This is a genomic window from Aquimarina sp. Aq78 (assembly GCF_900299525.1).
Taxonomy (GTDB): domain Bacteria; phylum Bacteroidota; class Bacteroidia; order Flavobacteriales; family Flavobacteriaceae; genus Aquimarina.
Map to the genome: position 1 here is coordinate 709,475 of NZ_OMKA01000029.1, position 18,876 is coordinate 728,350.

At 31.3% G+C, this 18,876-nt stretch carries 22 protein-coding genes and 1 tRNA gene; 12 read left to right on the top strand and 11 right to left on the bottom strand.

The features are described from left to right. Nucleotides 1-525: 525 nt before the first annotated feature. The gene (locus DG435_RS22420) at nucleotides 526-1,284 is read right to left on the bottom strand and encodes a helix-turn-helix domain-containing protein (RefSeq protein WP_106791943.1); all 759 of its coding nucleotides are present in this window, start codon (nucleotides 1,282-1,284) and stop codon (nucleotides 526-528) included. 322 nt (nucleotides 1,285-1,606) lie between these two features. On the opposite strand from DG435_RS22420, the gene DG435_RS22425 reads away from it, so the two are divergent. From DG435_RS22425 to DG435_RS22490, 12 genes are all read left to right on the top strand, one after another. Beyond that, entirely contained in the window at nucleotides 1,607-2,002 is a 396-nt protein-coding gene (locus DG435_RS22425; protein ID WP_106791942.1) for a molecular chaperone Tir, read from the top strand. Nucleotides 2,003-2,114: 112 nt separating this feature from the next. After that, entirely contained in the window at nucleotides 2,115-2,708 is a 594-nt protein-coding gene (locus DG435_RS22430) for a hypothetical protein (RefSeq protein WP_106791941.1), read from the top strand. 114 nt (nucleotides 2,709-2,822) lie between these two features. Beyond that, nucleotides 2,823-3,305 carry a MarR family winged helix-turn-helix transcriptional regulator gene (locus DG435_RS22435; RefSeq protein ID WP_106791940.1) on the top strand — a complete coding sequence of 161 codons (483 nt, stop codon included), beginning with the start codon at nucleotides 2,823-2,825 and terminating at the stop codon, nucleotides 3,303-3,305. Beyond that, nucleotides 3,305-3,841, top strand: coding sequence for a GNAT family N-acetyltransferase (locus tag DG435_RS22440; RefSeq protein WP_106791939.1), 537 nt, complete (start codon nucleotides 3,305-3,307; stop codon nucleotides 3,839-3,841). The genes DG435_RS22435 and DG435_RS22440 overlap by 1 nt, the downstream gene beginning before the upstream one ends. A gap of 52 nt (nucleotides 3,842-3,893) precedes the next feature. After that, the gene (locus tag DG435_RS22445) at nucleotides 3,894-4,361 is read left to right on the top strand and encodes a GNAT family N-acetyltransferase (RefSeq protein ID WP_106791938.1); all 468 of its coding nucleotides are present in this window, start codon (nucleotides 3,894-3,896) and stop codon (nucleotides 4,359-4,361) included. Nucleotides 4,362-4,591: 230 nt separating this feature from the next. Then, nucleotides 4,592-5,320, top strand: coding sequence for a hypothetical protein (locus DG435_RS22450; protein WP_106791937.1), 729 nt, complete (start codon nucleotides 4,592-4,594; stop codon nucleotides 5,318-5,320). Then, complete coding sequence (locus DG435_RS22455) at nucleotides 5,310-5,975, top strand: hypothetical protein (RefSeq protein ID WP_106791936.1); 666 nt, start codon at nucleotides 5,310-5,312, stop codon at nucleotides 5,973-5,975. Before DG435_RS22450 ends, DG435_RS22455 begins: the two co-directional genes overlap by 11 nt. Nucleotides 5,976-6,466: 491 nt before the next feature. Next, the gene (locus tag DG435_RS22465) at nucleotides 6,467-7,135 is read left to right on the top strand and encodes a hypothetical protein (protein ID WP_106791934.1); all 669 of its coding nucleotides are present in this window, start codon (nucleotides 6,467-6,469) and stop codon (nucleotides 7,133-7,135) included. Nucleotides 7,136-7,815: 680 nt separating this feature from the next. Then, complete coding sequence (locus DG435_RS22475) at nucleotides 7,816-8,610, top strand: sensor histidine kinase (RefSeq protein WP_106791932.1); 795 nt, start codon at nucleotides 7,816-7,818, stop codon at nucleotides 8,608-8,610. 42 nt (nucleotides 8,611-8,652) lie between these two features. Next, nucleotides 8,653-9,294, top strand: a complete 642-nt coding sequence (locus DG435_RS22480) for a response regulator transcription factor (RefSeq protein ID WP_024772280.1) — start codon at nucleotides 8,653-8,655, stop codon at nucleotides 9,292-9,294. Between the two features lie 556 nt (nucleotides 9,295-9,850). Continuing rightward, nucleotides 9,851-11,311: an RNA polymerase factor sigma-54 gene (gene rpoN / locus DG435_RS22485; RefSeq protein ID WP_024772279.1), complete on the top strand. Its 1,461-nt coding sequence runs from the start codon at nucleotides 9,851-9,853 to the stop codon at nucleotides 11,309-11,311. Continuing rightward, on the top strand, nucleotides 11,311-11,916 hold the full coding sequence (locus DG435_RS22490) for a hypothetical protein (protein WP_024772278.1): 606 nt from the start codon (nucleotides 11,311-11,313) through the stop codon (nucleotides 11,914-11,916). The genes rpoN and DG435_RS22490 overlap by 1 nt, the downstream gene beginning before the upstream one ends. Here the strand turns inward: DG435_RS22490 and DG435_RS22495 are convergent. From DG435_RS22495 to DG435_RS22540, 10 genes are all read right to left on the bottom strand, one after another. Next, nucleotides 11,911-12,618: a porin family protein gene (locus tag DG435_RS22495; RefSeq protein ID WP_106791931.1), complete on the bottom strand. Its 708-nt coding sequence runs from the start codon at nucleotides 12,616-12,618 to the stop codon at nucleotides 11,911-11,913. The genes DG435_RS22490 and DG435_RS22495 overlap by 6 nt on opposite strands. A gap of 118 nt (nucleotides 12,619-12,736) precedes the next feature. After that, nucleotides 12,737-13,213: a biopolymer transporter ExbD gene (locus DG435_RS22500; RefSeq protein WP_024772276.1), complete on the bottom strand. Its 477-nt coding sequence runs from the start codon at nucleotides 13,211-13,213 to the stop codon at nucleotides 12,737-12,739. Nucleotides 13,214-13,229: 16 nt separating this feature from the next. Further along, nucleotides 13,230-13,844, bottom strand: coding sequence for a biopolymer transporter ExbD (locus DG435_RS22505; protein WP_106791930.1), 615 nt, complete (start codon nucleotides 13,842-13,844; stop codon nucleotides 13,230-13,232). A 397-nt stretch (nucleotides 13,845-14,241) separates the two neighbouring features. Then, nucleotides 14,242-14,724, bottom strand: a complete 483-nt coding sequence (locus tag DG435_RS22510; RefSeq protein WP_024772275.1) for a biopolymer transporter ExbD — start codon at nucleotides 14,722-14,724, stop codon at nucleotides 14,242-14,244. Nucleotides 14,725-14,747: 23 nt separating this feature from the next. Further along, entirely contained in the window at nucleotides 14,748-15,356 is a 609-nt protein-coding gene (locus DG435_RS22515) for a biopolymer transporter ExbD (protein ID WP_024772274.1), read from the bottom strand. A gap of 6 nt (nucleotides 15,357-15,362) precedes the next feature. Next, complete coding sequence (locus DG435_RS22520) at nucleotides 15,363-15,857, bottom strand: hypothetical protein (protein ID WP_106791929.1); 495 nt, start codon at nucleotides 15,855-15,857, stop codon at nucleotides 15,363-15,365. A 99-nt stretch (nucleotides 15,858-15,956) separates the two neighbouring features. After that, nucleotides 15,957-16,766 (bottom strand): MotA/TolQ/ExbB proton channel family protein, encoded by an 810-nt coding sequence (locus tag DG435_RS22525; protein WP_024772272.1) that lies wholly within the window; start codon nucleotides 16,764-16,766, stop codon nucleotides 15,957-15,959. Between the two features lie 82 nt (nucleotides 16,767-16,848). Continuing rightward, nucleotides 16,849-16,936: transfer RNA gene (locus tag DG435_RS22530), tRNA-Ser, on the bottom strand. 69 nt (nucleotides 16,937-17,005) lie between these two features. Then, on the bottom strand, nucleotides 17,006-18,040 hold the full coding sequence (locus DG435_RS22535; RefSeq protein ID WP_106791928.1) for an asparaginase: 1,035 nt from the start codon (nucleotides 18,038-18,040) through the stop codon (nucleotides 17,006-17,008). Nucleotides 18,041-18,078: 38 nt separating this feature from the next. Beyond that, entirely contained in the window at nucleotides 18,079-18,867 is a 789-nt protein-coding gene (locus DG435_RS22540) for a TatD family hydrolase (RefSeq protein ID WP_106791927.1), read from the bottom strand. Between the last annotated feature and the right edge of the window lie 9 nt (nucleotides 18,868-18,876).

Genomic DNA, 18,876 nt, shown 5'->3' on the forward strand with positions numbered 1-18,876 from the left:
TTTATATTTTTAATATATAAAATCTATTAAACTATTAAATCCTCTTATAAAAAAGCCAAATGGGTTTGTTATACCTATTAAAAGAAATACAATACGTCTAACCTAATAAATCTATTTTAATTCTTATTGCACCTGGCATGTAGTAGCTAACTAACCTTCAATTTTATGTTTGATTGAAAACTCATCTATACCTCTTGACCTCTACAACTATTTTAATAGTATTCATCATTGGGGTAACAGTATTGGATTAATTAGATATAGAAAGTATTATTCTTATCGATATAATGCAGAGCATAAATTAGCCGATAACTCTAACATTGTTAGCAATTTATTCTGGAATAGATATTTATGATAAAAGAGTTTTTAATCTATCATCATAAATAGGATAGATCAAGATACCAAATTTAAATACTAAATACAATACAGAAAATAATTGATACCTATGAATTAGAACATAAAGTATGAGTGTTCTCTTAAAAAACGTGAGGTATCCAAAAGCTCATTGGATTGAGATAAATTACATAACTATCTAAGTTTCTCTTTCATTCGTAATAGCTCCTGCTCTATCAACAACAATTTATCTTCAACCAGGTCACCAAATTCTGGAATACGTCTAAAAAATGCGTATCGCACTCTCCACAATTCTTTGATCTCGGATAAAGGGAATGATGAATCTTCAATATTTTTATGATCGGCCCTTAGTACTGCATTACCTTTTATAACATATAACCTTCTAAAGATTAGTTTATTCTCGACAACTACAAAAACCAGTGTGCCATTATTCAGTTTTTTAATCACGGTAGGAGGAACTTTTTCTCCTATTACAACATCCTTTGGATAAAAACCTTTATCATGTGATGTCATCTCGAGACTACTTACAGTATATCCTCTAAACTCTTTAGTTGGATTTACCGGTAATTGCATAGTTGGTAATTCTTTAATAAAACCTTCTGTATTATATAAAGTAATATAATCATTGGCTGTACTTTCTGTTATACACGGGACGATTGCAAACTTTTCTCGTTTCACATCTTCTGCATACGTGGTAAGATCTCCTTTAAACTTTAGTAGTTGATTTACGGTAAGTTCATTCGTTAATAAATCATCTATCGCAATGCTAAAATGGTTAGCAATTTTGATAATTGTTTCTATTTTCGGTTCACTTCTACCCTCTTCATATGCGCCTAATGTACCACGTTTTAGGTCAAAAAGCTCAGCAAAGGCTTGTTGACTTAAACCTTTTACTCCACGTATTTTTTTTATATTTTTTCCGAAAAAAGACATTTTTGCTAATTTTATTTGCAATTATAAAAAATAGTTGTACATTTACACTAACAATATTAGCCAATATTCTATTAAAAAGCTAATTTTAGTAGAAATACTTCACAATTTTATTCTTTTCCTAAGAAACAATGAGGATTATACTAAAAATCTTAGCACAACATCTAATTATTAACTTAAATCATTCATACCCATGATCACTCTTATTTTTTATCTCGTTAATTTAGCCAAAGATATTACAGAAAATTTGTGCTACTTTTTGTAATATTGATACACTAAAGAAAATCAGTCACACATAATTATTCATTCATCAAAAAATCATCTAATGCAAGATCATTATCAGGTAGTAAAAAAATATTTACTACAGCTTAAATATGATATTATCCATGAAAACAATAGGGAAGGTATTATTATGATCAGCAAAGAAACCGAAGGAATTAAAAATATGATTCTTGGAGTTGCACCACCCATTTTAATAATGGAGCAGCACATCTGCACTATCAAAAATAAAAATGAAATCGTATACCGTAGTCTATTACAAAAAAACAGAGATATCATACACGGTGCTTTTGTACTAGACGAGACTGGTGATAAAGTAATTTTTAGGGATACATTACAGATAGCAAATCTGGATCTTAATGAGCTCGAAGGATCATTAAATTCTATCGGACTGTTATTAGGCGAGTATTCTGAACAAATTATCAATTTCTCTAAGTATTAAAACCATACTAAATCGTTTAGAATTCCTTAAAGACAAATGTATACACCCAGAGATTAAAGAAGTAATGTGGATTTCTTATATTGCTTCAGGTATACATTAAGTCCTATCAAAAATGAAAAAAAAGTATGATTCGCAAATGCTTCTGGCAATTGCCGTATTGATTATCAGTGGTGGTGCCCTTATCGTTTCTATGCGACAAGCGTCAATCATGAATAAACAAACAGATATTCTCTTAGAGCAAACCAAATCAAATGCCTGGCCTAGATTATCTGTCGGTTTTGATCAAAGTTGGTCTGATAAAGCACTAGAATATTTAAAAATCCCTCTACACAATAAAGGCACAGGGCCTGCTATAATCGAAGGAGTTAGGATTACATACGATGGACAGGTCACAAAAAGCTGGTGGGATCTGTTTAACAAAGCCAAAGTCCCTGATTCTATAAGTACAGGGATTTCGAATAGAGGAATTTATAACTCAGTAATCTCTGCTAATGAAAGTTTTTATTGGATGCAGCTTGCACATGACCCAAAATTAAGACACTGGATTTATGAAAGAAAAGAAAAAATAACAATTGAGATCTGTTATAAATCTGTCTTTAATGATTACTGGTTATTACATAAAGAAGGATTAAATGGTACCACCTCAATACAAAAATTAGATACCCCCGAATGTCCTTTACCGCCAGAAGAAATGTTTAAAAGTTAAAGTAGAGTTGTAAAAAATATAGTTTTTTAGATTCTTAAAGGTCTTCCTTCCTCCTACTATCTAAATAATTCAAAAATATTTTATACATTTGCATAAGTACTTATATAAATACTTATGCAAGATAAATTACAAGAATACGCAGAATTGGGTTTAGGGTCCAGACTAAAACGCCTAAGTGAATTTGTGATGAAAGAAATTCAAATTGTATATACTTCTTGTAATATTGATTTTGACCCTTATCTATTTCCAATTTTTAAAATCATCATAGATCAAGGTCATACTACGACTACAGACATACAAGAAAAACTACTTTACACACAACCTGCAATCACCCAAGCATTAAAAAAACTAATGGAAAAAGGGTTGGTTGAATATAAAATCGATACATCTGATAAAAGAAAAAAGCTATTTCAATTAACCAAAAAGGGTAATGAAACACATCAAATTATGATTCCGTTATGGAAAGTAATTGATCAGCAAGTAACAGCACTAACAACCTTCTCATCAACAAATCTTGCAGATCATGTTACTCATTTCGAAAGCAAACTAAGAGAAAAACCATTACATCAACAAATACTAGAAAAGTACACCTCATAATGCATATAGTAAGAGCAGTACAGATATCAGATATTCAAAATATTTATCAGCTTTATAAAAAAATTGGTGAACAACCTGGTGGGATTATACGGGTATCAAACGAAATCACCATAGACTACATACAAGACTTTGTACATAAAAGTATATCTGATGGTTTGATATTGGCAATTGCTCATCCAAAACATGAACATCAGATCATCGCAGAAATCCATGCATATCGTATACATATTTCTGCATTCAGACATATATTAACAGATCTTACCATTGTCGTTAACCCAGAATTTCAGGGACAAGGTCTCGGAAAATTACTTTTCACAAGTTTTTTAACCAAAATCAAAACATCATATCCTCATATCCTTCGTGTTGAATTATTCGTTCGAGAGAATAACACAAATACCGTTCAATTTTATGAAAAACTAGGATTTATAAATGAAGGAAAACATAATCAAAAAATTAAGAATCTTGATCATAGTATAGAGACTCCTATTCATATGGCTTGGTTTAATCCAGAATACAATAATGATCTTACATATTGATTGATATTCGAATCGTAAGGCTAATCACAAATTTTAAAGTTTTAATATCGCAATGAACACTTCTATCATTCCTTTTGACCCAAAATACGCAAAAGACTTCGCAGCTCTTAATATAGAATGGCTAGAAAAATATTTTGTAGTAGAACCACATGACGCAGAATTATTAGAACAATGTGAGCACACTATTATCAATCAAGGAGGATTTATCTTTTTTGCAAAAGCAGACAATAACATAGCTGGTACTTTTTCACTAATCAAAATCGAAGATGGTATTTATGAATTAGGAAAAATGGCTGTTTCTCCAAAATTTCAAGGTCAAAAAATCGGGCAGCAATTATTAGAATTTTGTATTGAATTTTCTGCAACTCAAGGCTGGAAAAAATTGCTTCTATACTCTAATAGAATTTTAGAAAATGCAATCTACATTTATGGTAAATATGGTTTTAAAGAAATTCCTATGGAAGATCACCCTCCCTATCAACGTAGTAATATCAAAATGGAACTTATATTGCAAAAATAAAACTAGTTATTTTCTTCTTTTCTCCAGACAGAGTAATTTATTTTTCTACACATTGCAAGGAATAATTTTATAATCAGATAATAGTTGTATTTTTGAAAGCCTATTTTAGATATTTCCCTATATATCAATACAATATCTAAAATACACTTTCAATATCACGAGTATTCTTAAAACCAAACATGAAGACTCTTACATTGGAAAATAATAATTTTTAACCAAAAGTAATCGTCATGAAAAAACCAACGAACGGCAGTACATGGTATGCCTTATTCCTAGCATTAACTACTAGCTTATTCTTTTTACATTCCTGCCAACAGGACTCAACTATAGAAGTTCTTGAGGAAGAAGAATATATAAGAAAAATTGAAACCTTAGAAACAAAAATTAAAGATTTAGAAGGAAAACTAGGTCAAGAAAAATCTAATCGAAGCAGACCAAAAAATATTATCAGTTTTGAACAAGCACAAAGAATATATAAGGCTTATGATGATAGAGCCGATTTAATTAGCGAAGTTGTTAATTCGAATTCAAACGACGGTTCTTTTAAACCCACAAGATCCATGTTTTATGAAATTTCTGAGTTACGCAGCTATTTATCATATGTCGATGAGTTATCACAAAAGGCGGGTATAAAAACAACTGGACTACGTTTCTACTTTGCATTATACCCAAATACATATGTCTCCTCTACCGGAAGTGACATAAACGCAAGGCATCAAACTATCTTCATTGCTCCTACCTTAGAAAAAAAATATGACAATCATATTTTACATATAGGATATACACTTAACAATGATGGCAAAGTAGAATTGTTAGATAAAAATAACGGATTTAGCCATTTTAGCCGAAGTCGTGGTAAGACAGATGATGTATCCTTTTTAGGGAAAAGAAATGACAACGATAAATTTAGTCTTATTGCCAACGAGCTAGGAGCAACCCCTCCAGAATATGGACAATAAAATAGAGCTTCTAATAGTATTGAGAAAAGTTGCTTTTGGTAGCGAATGCATCGCTGCACTTATTGGGTTGTTTTTTTTGTTTACCTATAAGACAAAAGGTCTGTTAAAATGGTTTTCCATTTTTCTGATTTATATCTTTATCAATGATATTATTGGCTATAATACAAGACATTGGTTTCCCAATTCTAACAACCTAATATTGTATAATATATCTACCTCTCTTACTTTCTTATTTTTATTTTTTATGTACCATCAACATATTAAAGAAAAAACAAGCAAACACTTTATCATGTATTTTATGATATTCTATATAATCACTCTTTTTATAAGTGGGTTCTATGAAAATTATCTAAATCAATTACAAAGTATTCCGTTTCTCTTAGGTGCATTTCTATTAATGACTTCTATTATTTTTTATTATGCAGAATTATTAAAATCAGAGCAAATCCAGGAAAGCACTAAAGATTTCTTGTTCTGGATTAGTGTCGGATTATTGATTTATTATGTAGGAAAAATGCCTTTTCGTATTGTAAGGGATTATTATGCAAATCATAATGATTCCTCAGCTCTTTTTATTCTAAATAGTATTTTTACTATTATAATGAATAGTTGTTTTATAACCGGGTTTTTAATACATAGAAAAACAGTCTCCTAATAGTTACTATTGATAAAAACAATACTCAGAAATTAACAGCAATTAATGTAGTTTCTGCTATAAATAAATCATTTTAGTATTCTTTTTTTATAAAATTCATATTTGTTTCTCACAAAGAACACTCTCTCTTTATGGTATTTATAATAAGAATTTTTAATTCTGCAAAAGAGTCGAATCCCTTTTTTAGAAAGGGGTAAAACCCCCTTTTTTCAAAACCTGCATATACTCCAAAACTCCTAAAACAACCCCAAAGACACTTATTATCAATGGTTTGATGTGTTTTTGTTTTAACAAAATACGCCATTACTTTTTTAAAACTACAGAATAATAGTATTTTTAATTGCAGATAAAGTCTCTTTATTTATATGGAGATTTAAAAAAACTGTCATTTCGGTGAAGACTAGAATTTAATTAATGTCAACCGTAATCAAAAACAACCTAATTAATTTTTCTGGTAATCACAACACAAAAATCTTAATAAACCTAAAAAAATGGACAAAAAAACGAACTTTATTGGATATCCGATTGTTATTATTATCACTGCAATACTTACTTTTTTATTAAGTACTTGTGAGAAAAAAGATCAAATTGATCAGGAAATAATTAATAAAGAAGTACTTTATTTACCTGATGGAGACCCTAAACAAATTATAGATTTATGTAAAGGTCAAAAACTATACAAAAAATACAAAAGTCGTACTGACTCTATTGAAAAATATGAGCAACAGTTTAATGATGCTTTTCGAGCATCCAGAACCATTACATTTAAATATCAAGAATTAGTAAATTATTTTAGTTTTGTTGAACAGATAACTGAAAAAACAGGTAATAAAATTTCTGGCTTACGCTTTTATTTTGGTAAATACTCTAATGAACATCCAAAATACCCAGGACAACAAATGTTATTTTTCAACCCTACTATTCAAGATACTATTGATGGTGAAACAATGAATTTAGCTTATGCTATTGATGAATCGGGAAATAGACCAAAGATCGTAATTATTGATGATATCAATAATTTTAATTGTGAAAAACCCGGTAAAAATTATTCAAAAGCTAGCGTTTTCTCTTTTTCTAATCTATTAAACACTTATGATGAGCCTACTTCTTTATATGGTCAAGGAGGACAAGTAAGTCCCCCTGATGGAGAAGCTCAATAACAAGTTTATCATCTACTAAATCTCAATTAACAATAGTAAAAAATGAATTATGATAATTTAATAGTATTCTTTAGGGATTTCTCTACACTAATTATAGAATTAGTTACCGCTATTATTGGATCTATATATTTTTATAAATATAAAAATTCAATATTAAAGTATTTTCTATTTTATTTATGGTTTATAGTTTTTATAGAATATTCTGCTTTTAGCATGAGGGAATATCTTGACATCCCAAACAACAAAGGGTTAATTAATTCATTTTATGTTATACATTTTATTTATTTATTTTTTACGTATTGGCATGTATTACACAGTAAAAAAAGAAAGTTATTAATAAGTTATTTTGCTATCATATACAGTATTGTCTGTATTATTAATGCATTTTTTGAGGATTTCCTGACTAGGTCACAGACTATTTCCTTTATCGTAGGATCTAGTTTTTTAATCCTAGCTATTATTCTCTATTTTATAGAAATTTTGAAAAGTGAAAAAGTGCTTTATGTTAAAAAAAATTTACTTTTCTGGATTAGTGTTGGTTTACTATTATGTTATGCTGGATACATCCCATTTAGTATTACTATTAATTATTATGCCGATATTCAAAAATTGAGTAATTTATTTTTGATTTTATACACTTTGATTGCAATATCAAATACTTGTTTTATAATTGGATTTATATGGAGCAGCAAGAAACAGGAATATTAGTAGCCAGTATTATTTTAGTAATTCTTGTAGTCATTATTATTGGACTTTTTATCATCTTTCAAAAAAGGAAAAATAGTTTGCTATTACAGCAAAAAGAAACTGAAAAAAAGTTTGAAAAAGCTATTGCAGAGACTCAGATCGAGATCAGAGAAGAAACACTGCGCAATATTAGCTGGGAGTTACATGATAATATTGGCCAGCTACTCACATTGGCCAAAATACAAGTCAACATAGCTCAGGATGACCCCGAGAAACTAGAAGAGGTTACCGAGACCATAACCAAAAGTCTTACAGAACTGCGATCATTATCAAAACTAATCAACCCAGATACTATAAAAAGCTTAAGTCTCACAGAAGCCATAACATTAGAAATAGAACGATTTAACCGCATGCAGTTTATTAAAGCTGCAATCACCAGTAATGAAGAAATAGAAGTACTGGATGATAAGGCCGAGATCATCATCTTTAGAATATTGCAAGAATTCTTTACGAATACTATCAAACATTCTAAAGCTACAAATCTGGATGTAGATGTACATTATGATGCCGATAAGTTAGTAATCCATGCAAAAGATAACGGTGTTGGTTTTGATCAGATAGACTGCCCAACCAAAAGAGGGATAGGATTAAGTAATATGCAAAACAGAGGAAAATTAATCGATGCCATTGTACAAATAACATCGCAAAAAGGGAAAGGAACAGCAATAACACTAACCTATCCATATAAAAAAGAAAGTTCGATGGCATTAGACAATGAAGTTAACTAACTTTGTAAAGAAAACTATTCACACAAATAATAAGTATTGTCAATCATGAAATACTCAGTAGTAATTGTAGAAGATCATATTTTACTATCCCAGGCATTATCTGGGTTGGTTAATGGGTTCGCTAAATTTAAAATTCTATATATCTGTAAAAACGGTAAAGAACTACTTACCCGATTTAAAGATCCTAAAAATATCCCTGATATCGTACTTATGGATATCAACATGCCTATTATGAATGGGATTGAAACTACAGCAGCATTAAAAGAACAATACCCACAAGTTAAGGTATTAGCGCTCTCTGTAGAAGAAGATGAAAGTACAATTCTTAAAATGCTTAGAGCTGGTGCAAAAGGATATCTCTTAAAAGATACTGAAAAAAGCATTCTGGAAAATGCGCTTATCCAGGTACAGGAAACAGGTTTCTACCACACAAAAGATGTAACTAATTTACTACTAGGCTCCCTAAATCCTAAAGAAGAAAATAATGTAGTACTCAAAGATCGAGAAGTAGAATTTATTAAACACGCCTGTACCGAGAAAACTTATAAAGAAATTGCAAATGACATGTGTTTAAGCCCAAAAACAATTGAAGGATATCGAGATTCTATTTTTGAAAAACTAAGTCTTAAAAATAGAACAGGCTTGGTTATTTATGCTATTAAAAGTAAATTATTTGTTCCTTAGTGTTTTCTTTTCGCTCCATGTATAATATCCTTTGTCTAGGATTTCTGTATACACATGTATAAAAAAACATCAAAAGGAGACATACACATTTTGCTTTACACTTTAATTCTATTAAAGGTTCAAAAAATACTATTCTCAATAATTCTGCTGGGTTTGTCGAAATACAACCACCTACCCTCTACTCTACAGAGTGTGGTCTGGAAATCGAATCCCTAATTAAACCCATAAAAACCTTTAAATCTGGCTTTTAATTTCACATTTAAACCTATCCACGATATTTAAGATCATAAACCTGAAAACACTTCGACAATCGTAGTATGGCAAGGAATTTCAAATCTTATCCATAACCAAACAACATTGACCGGTTTATATCTTAAAAAACATCGTTTATTACATATTATAATTACTTTTGGCCCGTTTATTGATTACATCGAAAAATAAAATCATCCCAATTATGGTTTTATAGCATTTTTTAAATAAACTAACCATCTTATACTTCTTTAAAAACAGTGTTTTTTGTTTATTTTTGTGAGTAGAAGAACATTGACAATTTTTTATGCTAAAACAACAATTAAATTTTAAGCTTTCTCAAAAACTTTCTCCACAGCAGATTCAACTCATGAAGTTGATTCAACTTCCTACGCAAGCATTCGAACAACGTTTGAAACAGGAGATGGAAGAAAACCCTGCTCTTGATAGCGGAAAAGATAAAGCGGATGAATTTGAAGACGCGTTTAGTAACGAAAACTCTGCAGAAGAAGACTATGGAACCGAAAAAATAGAGGCAGATATCAATGTTGATGAATATCTTAGTGATGATGAGATTCCTAGTTACAGGCTTAGCTCTAACAATTATAGTGCTGATGATGAGGAAAAAAGTGTTCCCTATGCCTCCGGAACATCATTCCATCAACACTTGGTTAATCAATTAAACACCTATCGATTTAATGATGAAGAAAGAGAAATAGCCGAATTTCTTGTTGGTAGTGTCGATGAAAGTGGTTATATAAGAAGGTCTTTATCTGATATTTTAGATGATTTAGCTTTCACTCAAAACGTATATACTACCGAAGAAAAAATAGAAAATATCTTACAAATTGTTCATCAACTGGATCCCGCAGGTGTTGGTGCTCGTAATTTGCAAGAATGTCTTTGGATTCAACTGGATAGAAAAGAAACTACCATCCCAATAAAATTAGCTTCAGGGATTCTAAAAAAAGCATTTGATCATTTTAGCAAAAAGCATTATGATAAACTTTTAGTGAAATTTGACATCACTGAAGAACAGCTAAAAGAAGCAATTGATGAAATTGAACACCTTAATCCTAAACCGGGAGGAGCCTATGCAGGAAACAATCGTTTGATTGAACATGTAGTTCCTGACTTTACAATTAGAATTGCAGATGGAGAACTTGAGCTAACTTTAAACGGTCGTAATGCTCCAGAACTTCATGTATCGAGAGAATACAACAACATGCTTCAGGGGTATAAAGCCAGTAAAGAAAAGTCTAAATCACAAAAGGATGCTGTTATGTTTATCAAACAAAAGTTAGATGCTGCAAAATGGTTTATCGAAGCTGTAAAACAAAGACAGCAGACACTTTTTATTACTATGAGTGCAATAATGCACTATCAAAAAAGTTATTTCCTTAGTGGAGACGAAAGAAATCTCAAACCAATGATTTTAAAAGACATTGCCGACGAGATCTCTATGGATGTAAGCACCGTTTCAAGAGTGGCAAATAGTAAATATGTTGATACTCCTTATGGAACAAAACTTATCAAAGAGTTCTTTTCTGAATCAATGACCAATGATCAAGGTGAAGAAGTTTCTACTAGAGAAATTAAAAAAATACTGGAAATAACTATAGGTGAAGAAGACAAGAAAAAACCCCTTACGGATGAAAAGCTTGCCAAAATCCTTAAAGAGAAAGGATATCCCATAGCCAGAAGAACTGTAGCCAAATACAGGGAACAATTAGATATTCCTGTTGCCAGACTACGAAAGAAAATTTAATGAATTTTTTTCTTAGAAGTGTTTCTTATATTTTACATCCATTATTGATGCCCCTTTTGGGTGCAATAATTTATTTTAGTACTGCTCCAAGATTTATTCCTATTGAGATTATTAGAGCCAAAGTCTTTGGATTAATTATTCTTACTATTCTAATACCCATTGTATTATTCTTTTTATTAAAAAGTACAGGAACCATCACCTCAATACATCTTGAAAATGTAAAACAGCGTAAAATCCCACTATTACTACAATCTATTTTACTCATAGTGGTTATCAAAATGGTCATTGATGTATATCATTATCCCGAGTTATATTTTTTCTTTTTAGGAATTCTGTTTTCATCATTAAGTGCAATTTTCATGGTATTGTTTAATATAAAAGCAAGTTTACATATGATTGGTATTAGTGGAATTACCATGTTTACCGTTGCGCTAAGTATTCATTTTGGGCTTAATTTAACTATCCTAATAGCCATGTTGATGATTTTTAATGGTCTGGTAGCCACATCCAGATTACACTGCAAAGCACATAGTAATCTAGAATTAATCCTGGGGTTCCTAATAGGAATAATCCCGCAACTTACTTTAGCAAATTTCTGGCTATAAAATATAGAACATCAATCCTATTTTTGCAGTATTCAATCCTACAGATTCTCCCTGAATTACCGCATCGCTATTGAATAAAGTATTTAAACTATAGTAGAAATGAAAATTAAAGGTATTCCACCCAAAAGTGAACGTTGCTCCTATTCTCCATCGATTTAACTCATCCAATTTTGTTTGTCTTACCCTATTTCCTGGTTGTTTAAAATTAGACTTAAAAGAATACAGGTATCCCACTCTAACGCCAGTATAAATCCTATAAAATTTATGGGTTTCAGGAGTAGATGTACGCCATCTAAACTCAAAAGGAGCCTCTACCAAATGTGTGGTAAATCTATTAGTACTGTAATCAATACCTTCTAAACTACTAAATATACTCTGTTCTGTATTTTCTTGTTCTCCTATAAATAAATTCTGATTATACACATTCAATGAATAGCCAACTCCCAGACCTATAGCAACATTGCGTCTTTTATTGATTGGCATATCCCGTATAAATCCTAAATGTAACCCTCCTGAAAAACCAGATTGACTCACACCTTTTGGTTTATTAAGTAACAGGTTAAATGTTACTCCTACGTAAAACTGATCTTCTCGATATAAAGAATCTATTTCTATTTCTTGAGTAGAATCTTGCTGGGTCTCCTGTCCCGAAGAAAGAAACACAAACAAATAAAATACAATGAATGCAAACAATTTTTTCATATAGATCACTAAAATAAATCTATTTCTTTAGAAATAAGACAAAGTTTATAAAAACAAAACGAAATCACACAAAATCCTGCCCAAAGGCAGGATTCTTATTATTAATTAAACAGATATACTAAAAATTGTCATTTGCTTCTCCGATTTTGGTGGCATAATTAATTTTAAGTGCATGAACTTTCCTTAGTTCATTCTTAATATCACCTACCAGTCCCATTTTGGTATTCTTATCTATCTTTAAAGAAGTTATTAAAAAAGGAAGCAGCGCATCTGTTTTAGAAGCTCTTTCTGCCAAAACAAATGCTTTTATATCCCTTATATCCGCAAACTTATCATTAAGTTGAATTCTGGCTTCAGAACCTATATTCTTGTACCTAGAACTTGGTTTTCCAGCATATACATTCATAATTAAATTCTTATTATCTAATTTTTCTATTTGATCTGCGACAGGTAATTTGTTCTCTATCATTAATGTATTGTTCCGTATTACCGTAGCAACCATAAAGAAAAATAATAACATAAATACAATATCGGGTAGTGATGCGGTTGAAATCTCCGGCAACTGAGTGTTTTTCTTGTTTTTAAATTTAGACATAATTACAAAAATTAAGTTAGTATTGATTTCTAGGTTCTGCTTCAGAAAGTTTTTCTGGGAATAGGGATTGAATTTTCTTAATTCGTTCTCTTAACACCTCTTTATCATTAAGATTACGAGCGCCTTTTAAATTTTTCTTCATTTCTATAAATGAGATACCATATAGTCTTTTTGCTTCTCGATTACGTAACTCGATATACGCAGCTACTAATTCATTTTGCACGGCTACATAAGTTGCATAATTTGTCTCACGACTATTAATAAGAGATATAATTGCCTTACTTGGATGATCAGAAGATGTAACATCACCTTCTCCCTTACAATAATCACAAGCCAGACCATCTGACTCTCCTCCATTATCCAAAAACGCAATAGTGGCATCTTTAAGAGCAGAAATCTCCATTACAGTGCCTTCTACCAACAACTCATTAAGTTGATTTAGTTCTACCTTAAAGAGATTTTTTTCTTTAATAATTGTTTCTGCAGGGTCATCATCTGCGGGAGGTGGTAATTTTCTAGTGATCCCATGATCTGTTTCCATCTTAGTAGAAACTAAAAAAAAGATGAGTAATAAAAATGCGATATCAGCCATAGATCCCGCATTAACACTTGGTGCTAATCTTCTTGTCATAATAAACATATTTAGTTAATAATTACTTACAGAATCAAGAAACTATGATCATAAGTGACAAGAAATATGCAGAAGAAAAACATACAGAAACTATATCTGAAAAACCTTCATAACTCACGTATATTATCTCTTAACAGAAACAAAAAATAAGCTATATATATTTTAGAGGGTTTGAGAATTCATTTCGTATTACAACCATTTTATCTATATATTCAATATCACTTTGAAAGGTTAGATATTGATGCTATAAAACGATAGATCACAGCTACTATAAAACTAGCAACAATTGTTATGCCATTTTCGGGAATGGCGGAAGGAGTAGTACTAAAAAATCCTGCCTTTGGGCAGGATTTTTTAGTATCATTTAGACATTTATGCTACGATAATAAATAGTATACTATTTAAAATTATCTGAAGCTTTACCAGATTTGGTTGTATAATTAATCTTTAATGCCTGAACTTCTCTTAATTCTTTTTTGATATCACCTACAAGACCCATATTGGTCTTTCCATCTATCTTAAGAGCTGTAATTAGAAACGGAACTTCTTCCTCTCTTTTTGCTGCTCTCTCTGCCAACACAAACGCTTTTACTTCGCTTACATCAGCAAATTTATCATTAAGCTGGATTCTAGCTTGGCTACCTGCACTTGCACGATATCTTGAACTAGGTTTTCCTGCATAGATATACATTACTAGATTTTTTTTATCTAGTTTTTCTATTTGATCTGCAAAAGGTAATTTATTATCTATCATCAGCGTATTTTTACGCATCACCGTTGCAACCATAAAGAAAAACAATAACATAAATACAATATCCGGTAATGATGCCGTAGAAACGGGAGGTAATTCACCACTCTTTTTCTTTTTAAACTTAGACATAAGAATTCTGTTTTATGTTATTTCTATTTTTTAGGCTCAGCTTCTGAAAGTTTTTCAGGAAACAAAAATTGTATCTTTTTGATATCTTCTTTAAGTTTAGTCTTACTTCCAGAATAATTTACATCTTTAAAATCGGCTTCCATTTGTACAAATGTTTTACCATAAAGACGTTGTGCTTCTCTATTACGCAATGTAGTATACGCTGCCACCAATTCATTTTGAACTGCTATATATGCACCGTAATTTGTCTCTCTATTATTATTTAAAGATATAACCGCTTTAGTAGGATTATCTGAAGAAGAAGGATCTCTATCTCCTTGACAGTAATCACAAGCTTCTTCTCCTCTTCCACCACCATTATCTAAGAACTTAATAGCAGCTTCCCGAAGATCTTTCAATTCCATAGGAGCTTCTTCTACCAATAAATCGTTGTTCTTATTCAATTCTACAACAAAAATATTTTTTTGTTTAAGAACTGGCGGCTCTATTTCTTCCTCTTGAGGAGGAGGGAGCTTACGGCTAATACCAGTATCGGTTTCGATAGTAGTAGTAACCAAGAAAAATATAAGAAGTAAGAATGCAATATCTGCCATAGATCCTGCATTAACTTCTGGTGCTGCTCTTCTTGCCATAATTGTTTACTTAATTAGTTTCTTAATACCAGAAAAGAACATCAACCCAACTGCAATAGCAGCCAAAAAGTAAAATGTATACAATCCTGTTCCTACCCATTTAGAGCCACTTTCTGAAAGCATTCCTCCATCGTTTAAAGGAGCTTCTACTCCTTCTGCCACAACAAAACCAATGCCCACAACAACAAGGAAAGCAACAATACCAATTGCAGTATTTTTAAGACCTCCTGGGTTTTTAGCTAAAGAAGAGAAAACAGCAATCAAAGTAACTACTATTACACCAATAAAGACTACAACTGTAAGAGTATATAACGGGTTCACCAATGATGTTGCTTCTTTTAAAACATCCATCGATCCTCCTTCTCTAACAAAATCTTTGGTTTCTGTAATACCATATTTCTCCATAAGACCATCAAAGTTATTGCTCATTAAGAACAATAAAAGTGCGCCTATAGCACCTATAGCCATTACGATATATGATAATATTTTTGAAATTTTCATGTTACTAATTTTTTGTTTGGATTACTCACAGGTAACCCTTAATTAAATAAAAGTGTAAATTAAAAATCTTCTAAATCAGATTTTTATTAGAAACATCAATTATTTCTTTTTCTTGTAATCTACCAAAATATCGATCAAAGTAATCGAAGCATCTTCCATATCATTTACAATTCTATCAATTTTCGCAACGATATAGTTATAGAATATTTGAAGAATAATTGCAACAATAAGTCCAAATACAGTAGTAAGAAGTGCTACTTTAATACCACCTGCTACAAGAGAAGGTTGCATATCATCTGCAGCCGCAATTTTATCAAATGCCGTAATCATACCAATTACCGTTCCCATAAATCCAAGCATTGGAGCAAGAGCGATAAATAATGATATCCAAGATACATTTTTCTCTAATTGTCCCATTTGAACACCTCCGTATGCTACAACTGATTTCTCTGCTGCGTCTATACTTTCGTCTGCTCTGTCAAGACCTTGATAATAAATCGATGCAACAGGTCCTTTTGTATTTCTACATACCTCTTTTGCAGCTTCAATACCACCACTGTTTAATGCATCTTCTACATTTTGTTGTAATTTCTTAGTATTTGTTGTAGAAAGATTTAAAAAGATAATTCTTTCAATTGCTATCGCAAGACCTAAGATCAAACATAAAAGTACGATACCCATGAATTGAGGACCTCCTTCAATAAAACGTCTTTTAAGGTTTTGATGAAAAGATAGTTCATCTGTAGTAGCCTCGGATACCGCTTCTTCTTGAATTGTTGTCGTATTAGTTATAGGAGCAATTAGTAATTGCACATTTGCCGTTAATAACTGGGCAGGTGCAGTAGATGCTTGTAAGTTTCCAAAAGTCATTACTGCTGCGATTGCCAGAATAGAAAATAATCTTTTCATTGCGCTGATTCTTAATTTTAATTAGTTAAAGGGTTAAAGATATAAAAATAATATAAAATTTATTAAAAAATTGATAATAATGCAGAGAGGAAGGGATTCGAACCCTCGATACGCTTTTGACGTATACACACTTTCCAGGCGTGCGCCTTCGACCACTCGGCCACCTCTCTAGGTTTTCCCCTAAAAAAATAAGGATGGGCAAATAACAAAAAAAATGTTAACTATTGAAATTTGAGGCGTTAATTTTCTGACATTTCACCACGCAGAGAGGTTTCATAAATGGTTTTGAGGACTTTAAGTGGTAATTTTTCACCTAATAAATACATCAATTTTGCTACTGCGGCCTCTGTAGTAATGTCTTTTCCTGATATAACACCTGCTTTTTTTAGTGCAATACTCGTATCATACTTCCCCATTTCTACACTTCCACCTATACATTGTGTAACATTAACTACTGGTATTCCTTTTTGTATAAGATCAGAAATTATAGTGGTAAACCATTTTTTTGTCGTTGTATTACCTGCTCCATATGTTTCTAAAACAACTCCTTTTATAGCTTCTAAAGAGAAAATACTTTTCAAAATACTCTCATTAATCCCCGGAAACATCTTAACAATAACAACATTATTATCAAAATGTGTGTGGTATACCATCTTCTTTCGTCGGTTACACGTTAGTAAAAAAGGTGTATTAACCTTAAGATGTACTCCAGATTCTACCAAAGATGGATAATTAAGGGATTGAAATGCTTCAAAATGTTCTGCATTAATCTTAGTAGTTCTATTGGCTCTAAGTAATTTATATTCAAAATAGAGTCCTACCTCTGTAATTACAGGCTTTCCTTTTTCTTGTAATGCCGAAATCTGAACTGCTGTGATCAGATTCTCTTTTGCATCTGTTCGCAAATCCCCTATTGGCAATTGAGAGCCGGTAAAAATAATAGGTTTAGCCAGATTTTCAAACATAAAACTAATCGCAGATGCTGTATAAGACATGGTATCACTTCCATGTAAAACAACAAACCCGTCATATTTTTTATAATTGACATTGATAATTTCTCCTAATTCTTTCCATCGATCAACATTCATATCAGAAGAATCAATAGGTTTATCAAAACTAATGGTATTAATATTACAATCTAATTGTTTGAGTTCTGGAATGTTTAATAATAGCTCATCAAAATCAAAAGCTACCAGAGCACCAGTCTTGAAATCTTTAACCATTCCAATGGTTCCTCCAGTATAAATAAGTAATATGTTTGGCGAAGTAATCATATGGCAAATGAACGAAAATTAAATCATATTTTATTGGTCTAAATACCAAATATATCACTAGAGTTTTTGGTAGTGATTGCGGCTATTTCTTCAATAGGTTTTTGATATATCTCTGACAGTTTTTCTAGGATATTAAGTAAATAAGAACTTTCATTACGTTTACCTCGATACGGAGTTGGTGCCAAATATGGAGCATCTGTCTCCAGAACAATATGATCTAATGAAATCTGATTTAAAAACGTATCTATTTTACCATTCTTAAAAGTAACAACTCCTCCTATTCCTAATTTCATATTATACCCAATAGCTCGATTGGCATCGTCTATGGTTCCTGTAAAACAATGAAAAATCCCAAATAGGTCATCACTTTTTTCTGATTCTAATACTTCAAAAACCTCTTCAAAAGCTTCACGACAATGTATTACAATAGGTAACTTGTGTTTTTTTGCCAACTGGATTTGATACCTAAAGGCTTCTTGCTGAGCTGCCAAAAAAGTTTTATCCCAATATAAATCTATGCCTATCTCCCCTATTGCATAAAAATCCTTACCCGTCTCTTTATTAGAACGTTTTTTGAGTTCATCCTCTACAAATACAAGTTCCTCTTTGTAATTTTCTTTTACATGTGTAGGGTGCAGTCCCATCATCAAAAAAACATGTTCGGGATACTTGGTTTCTATTGCATACATAGCTTTGGTATATGTAGAATCAATAGCAGGAACAAAAAAGCGTGTCACACCATTTTTTATAGCACGTTGCATCATTTCATCCTGATCTTCATCAAAGGCTTCGCTATAAATATGGGTATGGGTATCGGTTAGTATCATGCCGCAAAA